This is a genomic window from Candidatus Allofournierella merdipullorum, from assembly GCF_048426865.1.
Classification (GTDB): domain Bacteria; phylum Bacillota; class Clostridia; order Oscillospirales; family Ruminococcaceae; genus Allofournierella_A; species Allofournierella_A merdipullorum.
The window spans coordinates 1-15,327 of record NZ_DBFNWJ010000028.1 but is presented as its reverse complement, the minus strand read 5'-3'; the positions used below and the strand labels follow the sequence as shown (position 1 = coordinate 15,327).

15 protein-coding genes, 1 pseudogene and 1 riboswitch are annotated in these 15,327 nt (G+C 63.1%); of the genes and pseudogenes, 7 read left to right on the top strand and 9 right to left on the bottom strand.

Annotated features, from left to right (window positions below):
- Positions 1 to 41: 41 nt before the first annotated feature.
- Positions 42 to 2,801, bottom strand: a complete 2,760-nt coding sequence (gene secA, locus ACMNAY_RS04795; protein ID WP_418718586.1) for a preprotein translocase subunit SecA — start codon at positions 2,799 to 2,801, stop codon at positions 42 to 44.
- 308 nt (positions 2,802 to 3,109) lie between these two features.
- Between secA and trhA the strand changes: the two genes are divergently transcribed.
- Entirely contained in the window at positions 3,110 to 3,760 is a 651-nt protein-coding gene (gene trhA, locus ACMNAY_RS04790) for a PAQR family membrane homeostasis protein TrhA (RefSeq protein WP_394968224.1), read from the top strand.
- Between the two features lie 69 nt (positions 3,761 to 3,829).
- On the top strand, positions 3,830 to 4,348 hold the full coding sequence (locus ACMNAY_RS04785) for a GNAT family N-acetyltransferase (protein ID WP_418718585.1): 519 nt from the start codon (positions 3,830 to 3,832) through the stop codon (positions 4,346 to 4,348).
- An 80-nt stretch (positions 4,349 to 4,428) separates the two neighbouring features.
- Here ACMNAY_RS04785 and ACMNAY_RS04780 read toward each other — a convergent pair whose 3' ends face one another.
- Together ACMNAY_RS04780 and ACMNAY_RS04775 are read right to left on the bottom strand one after the other, a co-directional pair.
- Entirely contained in the window at positions 4,429 to 5,073 is a 645-nt protein-coding gene (locus ACMNAY_RS04780) for an HAD family hydrolase (RefSeq protein WP_418718584.1), read from the bottom strand.
- Positions 5,074 to 5,098: 25 nt separating this feature from the next.
- On the bottom strand, positions 5,099 to 5,602 hold the full coding sequence (locus ACMNAY_RS04775; RefSeq protein WP_418718583.1) for a QueT transporter family protein: 504 nt from the start codon (positions 5,600 to 5,602) through the stop codon (positions 5,099 to 5,101).
- Positions 5,603 to 5,611: 9 nt separating this feature from the next.
- Positions 5,612 to 5,710: riboswitch (PreQ1-III riboswitch) on the bottom strand.
- A 145-nt stretch (positions 5,711 to 5,855) separates the two neighbouring features.
- On the opposite strand from ACMNAY_RS04775, the gene ACMNAY_RS04770 reads away from it, so the two are divergent.
- Genes ACMNAY_RS04770 through ACMNAY_RS04760 form a run of 3 tightly spaced genes read left to right on the top strand, consistent with a single transcriptional unit; the run spans position 5,856 to position 8,269 of the window.
- Positions 5,856 to 7,031, top strand: coding sequence for a diphosphate--fructose-6-phosphate 1-phosphotransferase (locus tag ACMNAY_RS04770; protein WP_418718582.1), 1,176 nt, complete (start codon positions 5,856 to 5,858; stop codon positions 7,029 to 7,031).
- A 25-nt stretch (positions 7,032 to 7,056) separates the two neighbouring features.
- Positions 7,057 to 7,728, top strand: a complete 672-nt coding sequence (locus ACMNAY_RS04765) for an HD domain-containing protein (RefSeq protein ID WP_418718581.1) — start codon at positions 7,057 to 7,059, stop codon at positions 7,726 to 7,728.
- Positions 7,729 to 7,738: 10 nt separating this feature from the next.
- On the top strand, positions 7,739 to 8,269 hold the full coding sequence (locus tag ACMNAY_RS04760) for a GNAT family N-acetyltransferase (RefSeq protein ID WP_418718580.1): 531 nt from the start codon (positions 7,739 to 7,741) through the stop codon (positions 8,267 to 8,269).
- Between the two features lie 59 nt (positions 8,270 to 8,328).
- Here the strand turns inward: ACMNAY_RS04760 and ACMNAY_RS04755 are convergent, their stop codons facing one another.
- Genes ACMNAY_RS04755 through ACMNAY_RS04735 form a run of 5 tightly spaced genes read right to left on the bottom strand, consistent with a single transcriptional unit; the run spans position 8,329 to position 12,810 of the window.
- A complete protein-coding gene (locus ACMNAY_RS04755; protein WP_418718579.1) occupies positions 8,329 to 8,559 on the bottom strand; it encodes a methylenetetrahydrofolate dehydrogenase in 231 nt (76 codons plus the stop codon).
- A 36-nt stretch (positions 8,560 to 8,595) separates the two neighbouring features.
- Positions 8,596 to 9,393: a TatD family hydrolase gene (locus ACMNAY_RS04750; protein ID WP_418718578.1), complete on the bottom strand. Its 798-nt coding sequence runs from the start codon at positions 9,391 to 9,393 to the stop codon at positions 8,596 to 8,598.
- Positions 9,393 to 11,387 carry a methionine--tRNA ligase gene (gene metG, locus ACMNAY_RS04745; RefSeq protein ID WP_418718577.1) on the bottom strand — a complete coding sequence of 665 codons (1,995 nt, stop codon included), beginning with the start codon at positions 11,385 to 11,387 and terminating at the stop codon, positions 9,393 to 9,395. The genes ACMNAY_RS04750 and metG overlap by 1 nt, the downstream gene beginning before the upstream one ends.
- A 49-nt stretch (positions 11,388 to 11,436) precedes the next feature.
- Positions 11,437 to 12,057 carry a sugar O-acetyltransferase gene (locus tag ACMNAY_RS04740; protein ID WP_418718576.1) on the bottom strand — a complete coding sequence of 207 codons (621 nt, stop codon included), beginning with the start codon at positions 12,055 to 12,057 and terminating at the stop codon, positions 11,437 to 11,439.
- Positions 12,058 to 12,078: 21 nt separating this feature from the next.
- Positions 12,079 to 12,810 (bottom strand): aspartate/glutamate racemase family protein, encoded by a 732-nt coding sequence (locus ACMNAY_RS04735; protein WP_418718575.1) that lies wholly within the window; start codon positions 12,808 to 12,810, stop codon positions 12,079 to 12,081.
- Positions 12,811 to 13,093: 283 nt separating this feature from the next.
- On the opposite strand from ACMNAY_RS04735, the gene ACMNAY_RS04730 reads away from it, so the two are divergent.
- Entirely contained in the window at positions 13,094 to 14,176 is a 1,083-nt protein-coding gene (locus ACMNAY_RS04730) for an acyltransferase family protein (RefSeq protein ID WP_418718574.1), read from the top strand.
- On the top strand, positions 14,163 to 14,588 hold the full coding sequence (locus ACMNAY_RS04725; protein ID WP_418718573.1) for a helix-turn-helix domain-containing protein: 426 nt from the start codon (positions 14,163 to 14,165) through the stop codon (positions 14,586 to 14,588). Before ACMNAY_RS04730 ends, ACMNAY_RS04725 begins: the two co-directional genes overlap by 14 nt.
- Before the next feature lie 136 nt (positions 14,589 to 14,724).
- Here ACMNAY_RS04725 and tnpA read toward each other — a convergent pair.
- Positions 14,725 to 15,185: pseudogene (gene tnpA / locus ACMNAY_RS04720) on the bottom strand (IS200/IS605 family transposase).
- Positions 15,186 to 15,327 lie beyond the last annotated feature (142 nt).

Sequence of the window (15,327 nt, the reverse complement as noted above, 5' to 3'; positions counted from 1 at the left end):
GGCGCCGGCCATGGCCGGCGCCCGCCCTTTATCGTGTTGCGTTACAGGTCGGGGTGATACTCTTTGCAGGTGCACTTTTTCCACTTGAGGCCGCTGCCGCAGGGGCAGGGGTCGTTGCGGCCGATGCGCACGGCCTTGACCGGGCCGTTCTTGCCGGTGCTCACGGTGCCCTTGCCGGGGGTGGCGGCGTCGCCGGTGGGCTTGGCCACCTGGGTGCGCTGCACCGGCTGCTCGGTGCGGATCTGCACCGTCAGCAGCATGCGCACGGTGTCCTCGCGGATGCTGTCCACCATGGCGTCGAACATCTCGAAGCCCTCGATGCGGTATTCCACCACCGGGTCACGCTGGCCGTAGCTGCGCAGGTAGATGCCCTGGCGCAGCTGGTCCATGTTGTCGATGTGCTCCATCCACTTGGTGTCCACGTTGCGCAGCAGGCACACCCGCTCCAGCTCACGCATCACCGGCGAGCCGTACTGCTTCTCCTTGGCGTCCAGAATGGCGGCGCCCCGCTCCTGCAGCACCTGGGCCACCTTGTCGCGGGTGAGGCCCTTCAGCTCCTCCTCCGAATACACGAAGTCGGTGGGGCGGGTCAGCCAGCCCTGGTAGTGGCGGCGCAGGGCGGCGAAATCCCAGTCGGCGGGCACTTCGCCGGCGCAGAAGCTCTCCACACTGGCCTTGATGTTCTCGTCCAGCATGGTGCGCACGGTGGCGGACAGGTCCTCGCCGTTGAGCACCTTGCGGCGCTGGCCGTAGATGATCTCGCGCTGCTTGTTCATCACGTCGTCGAACTGCAGCACGTTTTTACGGATGCCGAAGTTCTGGGCTTCCAGCTTCTTCTGGGCGCTCTCGATGGTGCCGGTGAGCATGCGGTTCTCGATGGGCATGTCGTCCTCGAGGCCCAGAGTGTTCATCAGGTTCTGCACCCGCTCGCCGCCGAACAGACGCATCAGGTCGTCCTCCAGGCTGAGGAAGAACCGGGACGCGCCGGGGTCGCCCTGACGGCCGGCACGGCCGCGCAGCTGGTTGTCGATACGGCGGCTCTCATGGCGCTCGGTGCCGATGATGAACAGACCGCCCGCGGCCCGCACTTCCTCGGCCTCGGTGCTGATCTGGGCTTTGTGCTTTTTCAGCAGCTCCTCGTAGCGGGCGCGGATGGCCAGGATCTCCTCGTTGTCGGTGTCGGCATGGCCGTCCGCCTCGGCGATGAGCTCCTCGGCAAAGCCCTCCTTGCGCAGGTCGGCCTTGGCCATGAAGTCGGCGTTGCCGCCCAGCATGATGTCGGTGCCGCGGCCCGCCATGTTGGTGGCGATGGTGACGGCGTTCTTCTTGCCCGCCTGGGCCACGATCTCGGCTTCCTTCTCGTGGTTCTTGGCGTTCAGCACGTTGTGCTTGATGCCCTTGCGGCTGAGCAGCTTACTGAGGGTCTCGCTCTTTTCGATGCTCACGGTGCCCACCAGAACGGGCTGGCCCTTGGCGTGGCACTCCACCACCTGCTGCACCACCGCGTCGTACTTGCCGGCCACGGTCTTGTAGACGCTGTCCGCCAGGTCTTTGCGCTGGCAGGGCTTGTTGGTGGGCACGGTGACGATGTTCAGGCCGTAAATTTCGCTGAACTCGTCCGCCTCGGTGCTGGCGGTACCGGTCATGCCGGAGAGCTTTTCGTACATGCGGAAGTAGTTCTGGAAGGTGATGGTGGCCAGGGTCTTGCTCTCGGCGGCCACCTGCACGCCTTCCTTCGCCTCGATGGCCTGATGCAGGCCCTCGTTGTAGCGGCGGCCGATCATCAGACGGCCGGTGAACTCGTCCACGATGATGACCTCGCCGTCACGCACCACGTAGTCGATGTCCCGCTTCATCACGCCCCGGGCCTTGATGGCCTGGTTGATGTGGTGGGCCAGGGTCATGTTGGCGCCGTCGGCCAGGTTCTCCACATGGAAGTAGGCCTCGGCCTTCTTGATGCCGCTCTCGGTGAGGGTGGCGGTCTTGTGCTTTTCGTCCACCACATAGTCGCCGTCCACCTGGGCGTCCTGGTCCTCTTTCTCGTCCAGCTCCACCACCTTGCTCATCTTCAGGGTGCGGGCGAAGGCGTCCGCCTGCTGGTAAAGGCTGGAGGAATCGTCGCCCTTGCCGCTGATGATGAGGGGGGTGCGGGCCTCGTCGATGAGGATGGAGTCCACCTCGTCCACGATGGCGAAGTAATGGCCCCGCTGCACCATGTTCTCCTTGTAGACCACCATGTTGTCCCGCAGGTAGTCGAAGCCGAACTCGTTGTTGGTGCCGTAGGTGATGTCGGCGTTGTAGGCGGCGTGGCGCTGCTCGTTGGTGATGCCCTGAACGATCAGGCCCACCGACAGGCCCAGCCAGCGGTAGAGCTTGCCCATCCACTCGGAGTCGCGGCGGGCCAGGTAGTCGTTGACAGTGACCACGTGCACGCCTTTGCCGGTGAGGGCGTTCAGGTAGACCGGCAGGGTGGCCACCAGGGTTTTGCCTTCGCCGGTGCTCATCTCCGCGATGCAGGCGCGGTGCAGCACGATGCCGCCCATGATCTGCACCGGGAAGTGCTTCATGCCCAGCACACGCCAGCTGGCCTCACGGCAGACGGCGAAGGCGGTGGGCAGGATGTCGTCCAGGCTTTCGCCCTTGGCCAGCCGCTCCTTCAAAGCGGGAGTCATGGCCTGCAGCTCGGCGTCGGACTTGGCGGCCATCTCCGGCTCCATGGCCACCACGGCGTCGGCGATGGGGCGGATGCGCTTGAGTTCCTTGTCGGAGAAGGAGCCAAACAGTTTGTCGATCAAAGACATAATATCACTCACGATCTGAACGGGCGGGCCCAGCGGCCCTTTCACCCGGTAATCTGCACACAAAAACCCACAGTGCGCTATTTTATATAGTACATCACAAAGCCGGGGCCTGTCAACGCCGCGAGGGGTCGAAAACCCGCTTGTGGAGCGGGGCGGAGGGGTTTTCGCCGCCCGCCGGGCCGCACCGGCGGCAAATGAAACTTTTTTGTGAATTTTCATCAAAGCCTTGTTCCCGGGGAACAATATGGCTATAATGATAATATCATATAATATAAAAAACTATATATTATGGTTTCGGAGGTGGCGTTATGAGCCGGTATTTTGAAAAGGGGCGGGAGCCTGTGAGCAGCTACACCCATTTCTGGGGGGCGCTGGCCAGCGCCCTGGGCACGCTGGCGCTGGCGGCGCGCAGCCTGCACAACGGCACCGGCGGCATGGTGCTGGCGGGGGTGGTGCTGTTCGGGTTGTCGCTGGTGGCGCTCTATTCCGCCAGCAGCATCTATCATTACGCCCTGGGGGCGGCGTCCAAGGTGCGGCGGCTGCGCAAGCTGGACCACGCCATGATCTATGTGCTCATCGCCGGCAGCTACACCCCGCTGTGCGTCAAGTTCATGGACCCGGCCAAGCTGCCGGTGTTCCTGGGGGCCATGTGGGCGATGGCGGCGGCGGGCATCCTGCTGAAACTTTTGTGGCTGGACGCGCCCCGCTGGCTGGGCACCCTTTTGTATCTTGCCTTGGGCTGGGCCATCGTGGTGGACCTGCCCGCCTTTGCGGCCATGCCCGCGGCCTGCCTTGGCCTTGTGGCCGCCGGCGGCGTGTGCTACTCGCTGGGGGCGGTGCTCTATATGCTCAAGTGGCCCAATTTGAGCGAGCGCTGGGGCTTTCACGAATTGTTCCATCTGTTCATTCTGGCGGGCAGCGCCTGCCACTTCGCCGCGGTGTTCTTCTTCGTGGCGTAAAGGGCTTGCGGGCGCAGGGCACGGGTGATAGAATGGCCTCAAAGATGCTTTTCTGCGAGGTGACATGCGATGGAGCTCATTCTTCCCTGCCCCGCCTGCGAGACCTCCTACCGGCAGGCCATTGAGGGATATGCCCGCGCGGGGCTTTCGCCCACCTGCTTTTTCGGCGGCGCGGAAAACTGCCCCGCCGGGCTGTTTGCCCGGTTTGAGGACTACCGCGCCGGGCGAAACCTGCCGGCGGGCTATGTGCCCTGCACCAGCCTGTGGCTGGTGGACAGAGATGAGTTCCTGGCCGAGGTTTCCATCCGTCACCGGCTGACCCCTGCGCTGGAGCGGTTCGGCGGCCACATCGGCTATGCCGTCCGGGCGGACCGCTGGGGGCAGGGGCTGGGCACCCGGCTGCTGGCCGGCGCGCTGGACTACGCCCGGGGGACGCTGGGCCTTTCCTGGGTGCTGCTGACCTGCGCCGACGGCAACACCGGCTCCGCCCGGGTCATTGAAAAGAACGGCGGCGTTCTGGTGGATAAGCTGGACGACGTCATCGACGGCAAGCCCCGCGTCACCCGCCGGTACCGCATTGAGCTTTAAATGAAAAAAGGTGGAATTCCGTATGAGGAAATTTCCACCTTTTTTTATTGCCCGAAGGCTGGTATCATGAAAATGGGCATTTAGAGGCCCAGCAGCGCCGGCAGCTCGGTCAGGGTGCCGATGACCGGCACGCCCGCCGTGAGCAGCCGTTCCCGGCTCTGGTGGCCGGCGGCGCAGAGCACGCATTTCGCGCCAAGGCCCGCCGCCACCTCCGCGTCGTGGAGGGTGTCTCCCACCAGCACCGCTTCGGCGGGGTCAAAGTTCTGGCGGGCCATCCACTCTTTGCCGACGGCCAGTTTGCCGTGGGCGTAGTAGTCGGTCTGGCCCAGCAGTTCGTCGAAGTACCCGGCCACGCCCAGATGCTCCGTCTGGGCTTTCAGCAGCGTCAGCTCGCTGGCCGAGAGGATGACCTGCCGCACCCCGGCGGATTTCAGTGCGGCCAGAGCATCGGCCGCGCCGGGGCACAGGGAACAGGCAAAACTTTCGGGATTGTAGCGGGCCACATAGTCCGCCGCCAGCGATTCAAAGCTGCGTTTTGAGAGGTCAAGGCCCGCTCGCCGGTAGTAGTCCACCACCGGGAAGCCGAAGATCTCCCGATAGCCCGCCAAATCGTAGCGGTTCGGGCTGCCGTTTTGTTCCAGCAGCTCGTTCAGCAGACCGAGGCACAGCTGAAGGTCATCCAGCAGGGTGCCGTTCCAGTCCCAGATCAGGCAGCGGGGCTTCATGGCCAAAACCTCCTTCGGGAAAAATTCACTCGGTGAACAGTTTGCGCAGGGCGGGGTTGGATTCAATGAGCTTCACCAGCGCCACGCCCAGCACGCCGCAGGCCACCGCTTCGCCCAGGGCGACGGTGGCTCCGTTCCAGACCATCAGCGGCAGGGTGGCGGGCGTGTCGGAGAAAAAGATGGCGATTTCCGGCCCGACAATGAGGGCGTTGAATAAAACCGGCGGCACAGCCGCGGGCAGGGCCAGACCCCGCACCCGGAAATTGCGCAGCTTGTAAGTTACAAGGCAGGCCAGCAGGGTGGCCAGGGTGCCGAAGATGACGTCCGGCAGCACCGAACCCAGCAGGTTCGACAAGAAGCACCCCAGCACGGCGGCGGCGATGTACTCCGCGCCGAATACCGGCAGCAGCACCAGCGCTTCGGCAAAGCGGATCTGCACCGCGCCGAAGGAGAGGGGCTGCAGCGCCATGCACAGCACCACATAGAGGGCGGCCACGAGGCCGCAGCGGACGAGTTTACGCGTTGACATGATTACACACTCCGGCAGTTAGATTTTGACCGCCCGGCCCTGCCAGTTCCCGACGGTGTGACCGCCCGTTGCAAAACGGTGCGGCGAGCCTAAAATCCTAAGTTGCTCTGGCAGGCGCGGGGCCCGCGTGAAAAATATTATACCAGCCGCCGGCGGGTTGCGCAACGTTCGCCGCGGATTTTACAAACTTCTTGTTTTACATCCCCCTTGCCGGGGCCTATAATAAAAAGGTACACAGAAAGGAAAGACCACCATGAAACAAGGCAACCTTCTGATCGTTCACGGCGGCGCCCCCACCGCCGTCATCAACTCCTCGCTGTACGGCGCGGTGACCGAAGCCAAAAAGCACCCGGAAGTGGAAAAGGTGCTGGGCGCCGTGGGCGGCACCGGCGGCATGCTGAAGGAGCAGTTCTGCGACCTGTCCGCCGTGCCGGAAGAGCGTCTGAAGCTGCTGCTGCAGACCCCCGCTTCCGCCATCGGCACCAGCCGCGACGCGCTGGAGCCGGAGCACTACGCCGCCATGGCCGAGATTTGCCGCAAGCACAACATCCGCTGGGTGCTGTTCAACGGCGGCAACGGCAGCATGGACGCCTGCGGCAAGCTGTTCAAAGCCTGCGTGGCCGCCGGCGTGGACGTGCGGGTGGTGGGCATTCCCAAGACCGTGGACAACGACATCGCCGTGACCGACCACGCCCCCGGCTTCGGCTCCGCCGCCCGGTTCATCGCCGGCATCACCAGCGAGATCAGCCAGGACGTGCGCAGCCTGCCCATTCATGTGTCGGTCATCGAGGCCATGGGCCGCAACGCCGGCTGGGTGACCGCCGCCAGCGCCCTGGCCCGCACCGGAAACGGCGACGGCCCCGACCTCATCTACCTGCCCGAGCGCCCCTTCATCGAGGAGGAATTCCTGGAGAAGGTGAGCGACCTTCGCCGCAAAAAGGGCGGCGTGGTCGTGGTGGCCAGCGAGGGCCTCACCGGCCCCGACGGCAAGCCCATCGTGAAGCCCATCTTCCAGGTGGGCCGCGCCACCTACTACGGCGACGTGAGCGCCCATCTGGCCAATCTGGTCATCAAGAAGCTGGGCATCAAGGCCCGCAGCGAAAAGCCCGGCATCAGCAACCGCGCCTCCATTGCCTTCCAGTCCGAGACCGACCGGGACGAGGCGGTGCTGGTGGGCGCCGAGGCGGCCCGGGCCGCTCTGGCCGGCGAAAACGGCGTGATGGTGGGTCTGCGCCGGGTGCCCGGCCCCGTGTATCAGGTGGAGACCTTCCTCATCCCTGTGGAGCAGGTGATGCTCTACGAGCGCAAAATGCCCGACGAATACATCAGCGCCGACGGCTGCGACGTCACCGACGCCTTTGTGGAGTGGTGCCGTCCGCTGATCGGCAGCCCGCTGCGCCAGTTCGTCAGCTTCAAGCCCACGCTGTAACAACAAACATCGAACGGAGGAACCCATGTCCAGTCTGCCCGTGACCTATGAGATGGTGCGCCACAGCGCCGAGATCAACACCTACATCCAGCAGGCGGACGCCTCGCTGATCGCCCTGGGCTACACCGAGCATTCCTTTGCCCATGTGACCCGCTGCGCGACGGTGGCCAGCCATCTGCTGGAACAGCTGGGTGCGGACGAGCGGCAGGTGGAGCTGGCCCGCATCGCCGGCTACATGCACGACATCGGCAACCTGGTGAACCGGGTGGACCACGCCCAGAGCGGCGCGGTGATGGCCTTCCGCATTCTGGACAAGATGGGTATGCCTCCCGCCGACACGGCGCTGGTGGTGACGGCCATCGGCAACCACGACGAGGGCACCGCTTTCCCGGTGAACGGGGTAGCGGCGGCGCTCATCCTGGCGGACAAGACCGACGTGCGCCGCAGCCGGGTGCGCAACCGGGACACCATCCGCTTCGACATCCACGACCGGGTGAACTGGGCGGTGGAGCGCTCGGACCTGGAACTGGACAAGGAGCAGAAGACCCTGACCCTGCGCATCCAGCTGGACACCGCCGTCTGCCCGGTGATAGATTATTTCGAGATTTTTCTGGAGCGGATGCTCCTGTGCCGCAAGGCGGCAGAGTATTTCCAGCTCTCCTTCCGGCTGGAAGTGAACGGCCAGACGCTGCTGTGAGGTGCTGTTTATGGAATTGAAACGCCTCACCGACCCCGAAAGCCCGCTGTTCGCCCCCGCCAGGGAGCTGTACGGCATCAGCTTCCCGGTGCACGAGCAGCGGCTGGACGCCTCCCAGCGGCGCATCCTGGGCGACGAAGCCTACCACTTCGACCTGCTGTGGGCGGAGGGCGCCTTCGCGGGCCTCATCCTTTACTGGGAGCAGCCGGACTTCTTTTATGTGGAGCACTTCTGCGTTCTGCCTCAGCTGCGGGGCATGGGCTTCGGCAGCCGGGCGCTGGAACTGTTGCAGGCCAAGGGCAAGCCGGTCATTCTGGAGATTGACCCGCCCCGGGACGAAGTTTCCCGCCGCAGAAAGGGCTTTTACGAGCGCTGCGGCTTTGCCGAAAACCCCTTTGCCCACCTGCATCCGCCTTACCGCCGGGGCGCAGCGGGCCACGACCTTGTGGTCATGAGCAGCCCCGCTGCCCTCACCGAAGAAGAATACGACCGCTTTGCCGCGTTTTTGAACAGCCATGTGATGGCGGGCGTGTTCGACTGAAATCCAACATAAAAAAGCGCCCCTTTCCGCGATGGTAAGGGGCGCTTTTGTTGCAGAACTTACTTTTCCTCGATGGTGTACTCGAAGCCGTACTCCGCCTGCAGGGCCTTCACCTGCTCCTCGGTGTCATGGATGAAGGTGGGCTCATAGACGCTGTTGCCGTTGTGGGCCTTCTTGTAGTCCTCCAGGATCTGGTTCAGCTTGTCCCAGGCCTCGTCGTTGCGGGCGGCATCGGTGCCTTCGGGGAAGCTGATGACATACTCGTGGCGTTTGGGAAGACGTGCTTTCATGGGTGATTCTCTCCTTAAAATTTGTTTTGGGTTGGTTCAGCCGAGGCCAAAGAGGGCCCGGGCGTTCTGGCAGGTGGTTTCCAGCAGGCGCTCGGTCTCCTCCCCCCGCACCTCGGCCAGGAAGGCGGCGGTGTGGGCGATGAGGGAGGAATCGCACCGGCGGCCCCGGCAGGGTTCGGGGGCCATGTAGGGGCAGTCGGTCTCCAGCAGAAGCTTGTCCGGGGGGACGACGGCGGCGGCCTTCACCGCCCGCTTGGCCCCTTTGAAAGTGGCCGCGCCGCCAAAGCCGATGTACATCCCTTGGGCGGTGAGCCAGGCGGCGTCCTCCGCCGAGCCGGAAAAGCAGTGGAGCACCCCTTTGGGGCGGTACTTTTTCAAAAGCGCGTAGGTGTCGGCGTGGGCTTCCCGGTCATGGACGATGACCGGCTTGTCCAGTTCCAGCGCAAGGCGTATCTGGGCCTCGAACAGTTCCAGCTGGGCGTCTTTGGGGACGGGCCAGTGGTGGTCCAGGCCTATCTCCCCCACCGCCACCGCTTTCTTTTCCGCCAGCAGCGGAGCGATGGCGGCCAGTTCCGCCTTCCAGTCGCCGGAAAACTGGGTGTTGGTGGAGGCGTCCTCCTCGATGAGGCTCTCCGGGTGGATGCCCAGCGCCGCCCACACGAAGGGCCACGCGGCGGCAAGTTCCAGCGCGCCTTTGCTGGTGGCGAAATCGGTGGCGCACTCCACCACCCCCGCCACTCCGGCGGCGGGCAGGCTCTGCAAAAGGGCCCCGCGGTCGCCGTCGAACTGATGGCTCTGGTAGTGGGCGTGGCTGTCGAAGATGGGGCCGGCCATCAGTGGATGGCGCTGCCGGGCAGCACGTCGTCGGGGAAGAAGACCACCGAAGCGCCGCCGTCCGGCATATCGGCGGCCATCACCATGCCCTCGCTCACATACTTGCCCTTCATCATCGGGCGGGGGGCGAGGTTGGCCACGATGCCCACCTTGCGGCCGATGAGGTCCTCCGGCTTGTACCACTTGGCGATGCCGGAGAGAATGGTGCGCTCACGCTCGCCGTCGAACAGGGTCATCTTCAACAGCTTCTTGCTCTCGGGCAGGGTCTCGCAGGTGAGCACCTGGGCCACCCGCAGCTCCACCTTGCAGAAGTCGTCGAAGGAGACTTCCGGCTGATGCTCGATGTTCTCGGCAGCGGCAGGGGCGGGCGCGGCGGCCTTTTCGGCAGCGGCAGCCTTCTCCTGGGCGGCCTTCACCTGGGCCTCGTGGGCCGCAGCCAGCTCCGCCAGCTCCTTCGCCGCGTCGATGCGGGGGAAGAGGGCGTCGCCCTTGTGCACGGTGTAGTCCGCCTTGCCGCCAAAGCGCAGGTCACCCCAGGCGCGGTCGGCGTCGGAGAGGCCCAGCTGCTCGGCCATCTTGTCGGCGGTTTCGGGCAGGAAGGGAGCCAGCAGCACGGTGGCGAAGCGCAGCGCCTCGCACAGGTTGTACAGCACCATGGCCAGACGGTCACGGTTGGCCTCGTCCTTGGCCAGAGCCCAGGGCGCGGTCTCGTCGATGTACTTGTTGGCCCGCTGGATGGCCTTGAACACCTCCTGCAGGGCCTGGGGGATGAGCAGGTCGTCCATGCAGGCGGCCACCTTGGCGGGCATCTCGCTCACCGTCTTGACGAGATCATCGTCGAACTCGCCGGCGGCACGCTCAGCGGGCAGGGTGCCGCCGAAGTACTTCTCCGCCATGGCCACCGTGCGGCTGAGCAGGTTGCCCAGATCGTTGGCCAGATCGGAGTTGATGCGGGCGATGAGGGCCTCGTTGGAGAACACGCCGTCGTTGCCGAAGGGGATTTCACGCAGCAGGAAGTAGCGGATGGCGTCCACGCTGTAGCGCTCGCAGAGCACCGCCGGGTCCACCACGTTGCCCTTGGACTTACTCATCTTGCCGCCGTCCAGCAGCAGCCAGCCGTGGCCGAACACCCTCTCGGGCAGGGGCAGGTCCAGCGCCATCAGCATGGCGGGCCAGAGGATGGTGTGGAAGCGCAAAATCTCCTTGCCCACCATGTGCAGGTCGGCGGGCCAGAAGGCGTCGTAGTCATTGTATTGATCGTTGCCGTAGCCCAGCGCGGAGATGTAGTTGCTCAGCGCATCCACCCAAACATACATGGTGTGCTTGGGGTCGAAGGGAACGGGGATGCCCCAGGAGACCGAGGTGCGGGAGACGCAGGTGTCCTGCAGGCCCTGGTTGATGAAGGCGATCATCTCGTTCTTGCGGGTCTCGGGCTGGATGAAGGCGGGATGGCCCTCGTAGTATTTCAGCAGCCGGTCGGCGTATTTGCCGGTCTTGAAGAAGTAAGCCTCCTCCTCGGCCTCGTAGACGTCGCCGCCGCAGTCGGGGCACTTGCCGTCCTTCAGCTGGCTGTCGGTCCAGAAGCTCTCGCAGGGCTTGCAGTAATGGCCCTTGTAGACGCTCTTGTAGATGTCGCCCTGGTCATACAGCTTCTGGAAGATTTTCTGGCAGCTGGCGATGTGGTAGTCGTCGGTGGTGCGGATGAACCGGTCGTAGCTGATGTTCATCAGCTTCCACAGGTCCTTCACGCCGCCCGCGCCCTCCACGATGTTGTCCACATACTGCTTGGGGGTCACGCCCGCGGCCGCGGCCTTGTCCTGGATCTTCTGGCCGTGCTCGTCGGTGCCGGTGAGGAACATCACCTTTTTACCCTGCATCCGCTTGAAGCGGGCCAGCGCGTCGCAGGCCACGGTGGTGTAGCTGTGGCCGATGTGCAGCTTGTCGCTGGGATAGTAGATGGGGGTAGTGATGTAGTAGGTGTTTTTCTCGTTCATGGGTCTTACTTCCTTTCATAACGCGGCCGCGAATGAAACGGCCGCGGAATCACAAGAATTCGGGCGGGACGGGACGGCCGTGGTCGTAGGCCAGGCGGTCCTCCTCGCCGATGGGGCGCACCACACGGCAGGGGCTGCCCACGGCGAGCACGCCCGCCGGGATATCCTTGGTGACGATGCTGCCCGCGCCGATGACGGCGTTCTCCCCGATGGTAACGCCCGGCAGGATGATGCTGCCCGCGCCGATCCACGTGCCTGCGCCGATGGTGACGGATTTATTATACTGCAGGCCCTTGCGGCGCAGCGCCGGGTGCAGGGGATGGGTGGCCGCCGTGATGGTCACGTTGGGGCCGATCATCACATCGTCGCCGATGTAAATATGGGTGTCGTCGGTGAGGGTGAGGTTGAAGTTGGCGTAGACGTTTTTGCCCAGGTGGGTGAAGCATCCCCAGTTGGCGTTAAAGGGCGGCTCGATGAAGCAGCCCTCCCCCACCTCCGCAAAGATGCGGGGCAGCAGGGCGGTGTGGCCGTCCATGTCCCGGGGGTCCATCTGGTTGTACTGCTGGATGAGCGAGCGGTACTCCATCTGCAGCCGGAACATCTCCGGCGAGTTGCAGACGTACAGATCGCCCGTGTGCAGCAGCTGCATGTTCTTTTCCAGCTCGGTCACAGAGAGCGCCTCCCTTCCGGCTCAGAAGTCAAAGCCCACAGGGGTCTTGCCGCAGGCCTCGATGGTGGCTTTGGCCAGCACCTCGGTGCTGTCGATGAAGAAATCGTCCAGGCCGTAGTCCCGCTTGATGAGGCTCAGCTCGGTGCAGCCCAGCACCGCCTTCTGGCACCCTTGGGCTTTGAGGCCGTCGGCGATGCGGCCGAACAGCTCCAGGTCCACCGGCTTGCCGCTCTTGATCTGGCCGTAGATGATGGTGTTCATCAGCGCGGCCTGGTCGGCCTCGCTGGGCACGGCGCAGCCGATGCCCTCCGCCGCGCACATGCGCTGGTAGGAACAGCTGGCCACCGTGCCGCTGGTGGCCAGGATGCCCAGCTTTTGGCAGCCGCCCGCCTTGGCGGTGCGCACGGTGAGCTGAATCATGTTCAGCACCGGCACCGGCAGGCTGCGCTGCAGCCGGTCGTAGAAATAATGGGCGGTGTTGCAGGGGATGGCCAGCACGGTGGCGCCGTAGCGCACCAGCATTTCGGCGTCCCGCTCCATCACCGAGAAGGGGTCGTCGTTGCTTTCGCCCAGGATGTAAGCGCTGCGGTCCGGGGTAGTGGCCCGGCTGCTGATGACGATGTCCAGGTGGTCCTGGTCCTTTTCAGCCAGGGTGTGGGCGGTGATCATCTCATAAAAATAGACGGTGCTCATCGGCCCGATGCCGCCCAGCACCCCCAGAACGGGGTGGGGCGCGGCGGATGTCTGGTTCATGGCGTTGCCTCTCTGATGTTTCATCGCCCGGCCGCAAAGGCGGCGGGCGGGGGTCGTTTTGCGCAAAACAGCCGCCCGCGCCGCGTGTGCGGGCAGGGCGTACACACCTTTAATTATAAAGGCGGGGGTGTCAAAGTCAAGCAAAACCAGGCGGGATTGTAACCTCTGCCGATGTGCCACGATTTTTAACATATCGGGTATTTTTATGCCGCGTTTGGTTGGTGGAAGCGGCTGGTGGGCCGTGATAAAATGTGCTAAAATCTTTTTCAAAGGCGGGAAGCATATGCGCCGGCATTATCTGGACAATCTTCGCTGGGCCACCGTTCTGCTGGTGGTTTTCTATCACGTCATCTATATGTACAACGGCGTCATTACCGCCGGGGTGGTTGGGCCCTTTGCCCCGGTGCAGCCACAGGATGCAGTGCAGTACCTGCTTTACCCATGGTTCATGGTGCTGCTTTTCATGGTGTCAGGCGTCAGCGCCCGCCTTTCACTGGAACAGCAAACCCCTAAATTTTTTGCCGTGCGCCGCACCGAAAAGCTGCTGGTCCCCTCCACGCTGGGGCTTCTGGTCTTTCAGTGGGTGCTGGGCGGTTTCAACATGGCGCTGGCCGGGGCTTTTGACACCCTGCCGCTCCTGCCCGCCCCGGTGCTCTGGCTCATCATGGCGGCGTCCGGCTGCGGCGTTTTGTGGTTTGCCCAGATGCTCTGGCTTTTCTCCATGGTTCTGGTCCTGCTGCGTCGGTTTGAAACAGGGCGCCTTTACCGGTTCTGCGGGCGATTGGGCCCTCTTTCCCTGGTGACGCTGGGTCTGCCCCTCTGGGCTGCAGCCCAAGTGTTGAATGCCCCCTATATTGCAGTCTACCGCTTTGGCATCTATGCTTTTGCTTTTTTGCTGGGCTATTTCATCTTTGCCCACGAAGCGGTGGTCGAGCGTCTTGCCGCTCATCCCCTGCCCTTCTGCACTGCGGCGCTGGCGCTGGGCACGGCCTACACCCTGCGCTGTTTTGGGCAAAACTACGCCGCGCCGCCGGCAGTGAACAGCCCGCTGGCCATTGCCTTTGCATGGGCGGCGGCGTTGGCGGCCTTCGCTGCCATGAAGCGCTGGGGCGACAGGACAGGTCCCTTGGCCGCCTGGCTGGGGCGGCGCAGTTTCGGGCTATATGTGCTTCACTATCTGCCCCTGGCCGCCGTGGCCTGGGCTATGGACCGTTTTTTTCATCTGCCCGCCTGGGTCTGCTATCTGCTGGCGGCAGCGGCCGCCTTCGGCGGCGGGTACGGTTTGAATGCCCTCATCTCCAGAACGCCGGTGTTGCGATGGTGCGTTCTGGGCAAGCGAAAGGAGAAACGCCATGTTTCGGGATAACCTTTGCCAACTGCGCAAATTGAATGGCCTCTCGCAGGAAGAATTGGCGGAAAAGGTAAACGTCTCCCGCCAAACCCTCTCCAAGTGGGAAAGCGGCGAATCCATGCCCGATCTGGAACGGGCCGCCGCCCTGGCGGATGTGTTCGGTGTAACGCTGGACGATCTGGCAAACTACGAATGCACCGTGGAGGGGTTTGGCGTACCGCCCCGAGGCAAGCACATCTTCGGAGTGGTCACTATTGGCGAAAAAGGGCAGATCATTCTTCCCGCCGCCGCCCGCAAAATCTTTGGCATTGGCCCCGGTGACCGGCTTCTGGTGCTTGGAGACGAAACTCAGGGGCTGGCGCTGATGCGGGAGAGCGTCATTTTTGAGCGGCTGGTGAAGCCTTTCCTGGACGGGGACGAGCACTGAGCGTCGCGCCCTGCAAAAGGGCGCAAATAAATATCCCCCGGCAAAGCCGGGGGTTTTTCACATGCGGGCATAGCCCTAGAATACTAGCATGCGCGTCACGTCGCGCAAGTACGGTCTGCCAGCCGCGAAGGTTCTGTTACTTGCCGCCCGTAAACGGGCTCCTTAGAAGTTCGGCATGGTCAGCTGCTCTCCTGCTTTGTCCTGCTCGTACTGACGTTGGATGTACTCCTGTATCTTCTTTGCATTTGTTCCTGCAGTGTCCACGTAGTACCCGCGGCACCAGAAGTCCCGGTTCCGGTATGTATATTTTAGCTCCGGAAACTTCTCGTACAGCATCAGGCTACTCTTTCCTTTTAGGTACCCCTTGAAACTTGCTACCGCTATCTTTGGCGGTATCTCGATCAGCATGTGGATGTGGTCCGGGCACACCTCCGCTTCGATGATCTTGATCCCTTTCCAATTACATAGCGTTCTCAGGATGCTTCCAATTTCTCTTCTTTTCTCTCCGAAGAACACTCTCCTCCTGTATTTTGGTGCGAACACCACATGATATTTGCAATTCCAACTGGTATGCGATAAACTATTTACGTCGTTCATTTTTGAATGACCTCCCTTTGCTTGCTTGTGCAGTTGGCAGACCGCACTCCCAGTATAGCAAAGGGAGTTTTTCTTTTTCCATTATCGACATTAGTCTTCTTTTGAACCACTCGCCTAGCGAGTGGTTTTCGATATACAAAAA

Bases quoted from the DNA above. Each gene is read 5' to 3' on its own strand.
- secA (WP_418718586.1), bottom strand. From the start codon at position 2,801: ATGTCTTTGATCGACAAACTGTTTGGCTCCTTCTCCGACAAGGAACTC.
- trhA (WP_394968224.1), top strand. From the start codon at position 3,110: ATGAGCCGGTATTTTGAAAAGGGGCGGGAGCCTGTGAGCAGCTACACC.
- ACMNAY_RS04785 (WP_418718585.1), top strand. From the start codon at position 3,830: ATGGAGCTCATTCTTCCCTGCCCCGCCTGCGAGACCTCCTACCGGCAG.
- ACMNAY_RS04780 (WP_418718584.1), bottom strand. From the start codon at position 5,073: ATGAAGCCCCGCTGCCTGATCTGGGACTGGAACGGCACCCTGCTGGAT.
- ACMNAY_RS04775 (WP_418718583.1), bottom strand. From the start codon at position 5,602: ATGTCAACGCGTAAACTCGTCCGCTGCGGCCTCGTGGCCGCCCTCTAT.
- ACMNAY_RS04770 (WP_418718582.1), top strand. From the start codon at position 5,856: ATGAAACAAGGCAACCTTCTGATCGTTCACGGCGGCGCCCCCACCGCC.
- ACMNAY_RS04765 (WP_418718581.1), top strand. From the start codon at position 7,057: ATGTCCAGTCTGCCCGTGACCTATGAGATGGTGCGCCACAGCGCCGAG.
- ACMNAY_RS04760 (WP_418718580.1), top strand. From the start codon at position 7,739: ATGGAATTGAAACGCCTCACCGACCCCGAAAGCCCGCTGTTCGCCCCC.
- ACMNAY_RS04755 (WP_418718579.1), bottom strand. From the start codon at position 8,559: ATGAAAGCACGTCTTCCCAAACGCCACGAGTATGTCATCAGCTTCCCC.
- ACMNAY_RS04750 (WP_418718578.1), bottom strand. From the start codon at position 9,393: ATGGCCGGCCCCATCTTCGACAGCCACGCCCACTACCAGAGCCATCAG.
- metG (WP_418718577.1), bottom strand. From the start codon at position 11,387: ATGAACGAGAAAAACACCTACTACATCACTACCCCCATCTACTATCCC.
- ACMNAY_RS04735 (WP_418718575.1), bottom strand. From the start codon at position 12,810: ATGAACCAGACATCCGCCGCGCCCCACCCCGTTCTGGGGGTGCTGGGC.
- ACMNAY_RS04730 (WP_418718574.1), top strand. From the start codon at position 13,094: ATGCGCCGGCATTATCTGGACAATCTTCGCTGGGCCACCGTTCTGCTG.
- ACMNAY_RS04725 (WP_418718573.1), top strand. From the start codon at position 14,163: ATGTTTCGGGATAACCTTTGCCAACTGCGCAAATTGAATGGCCTCTCG.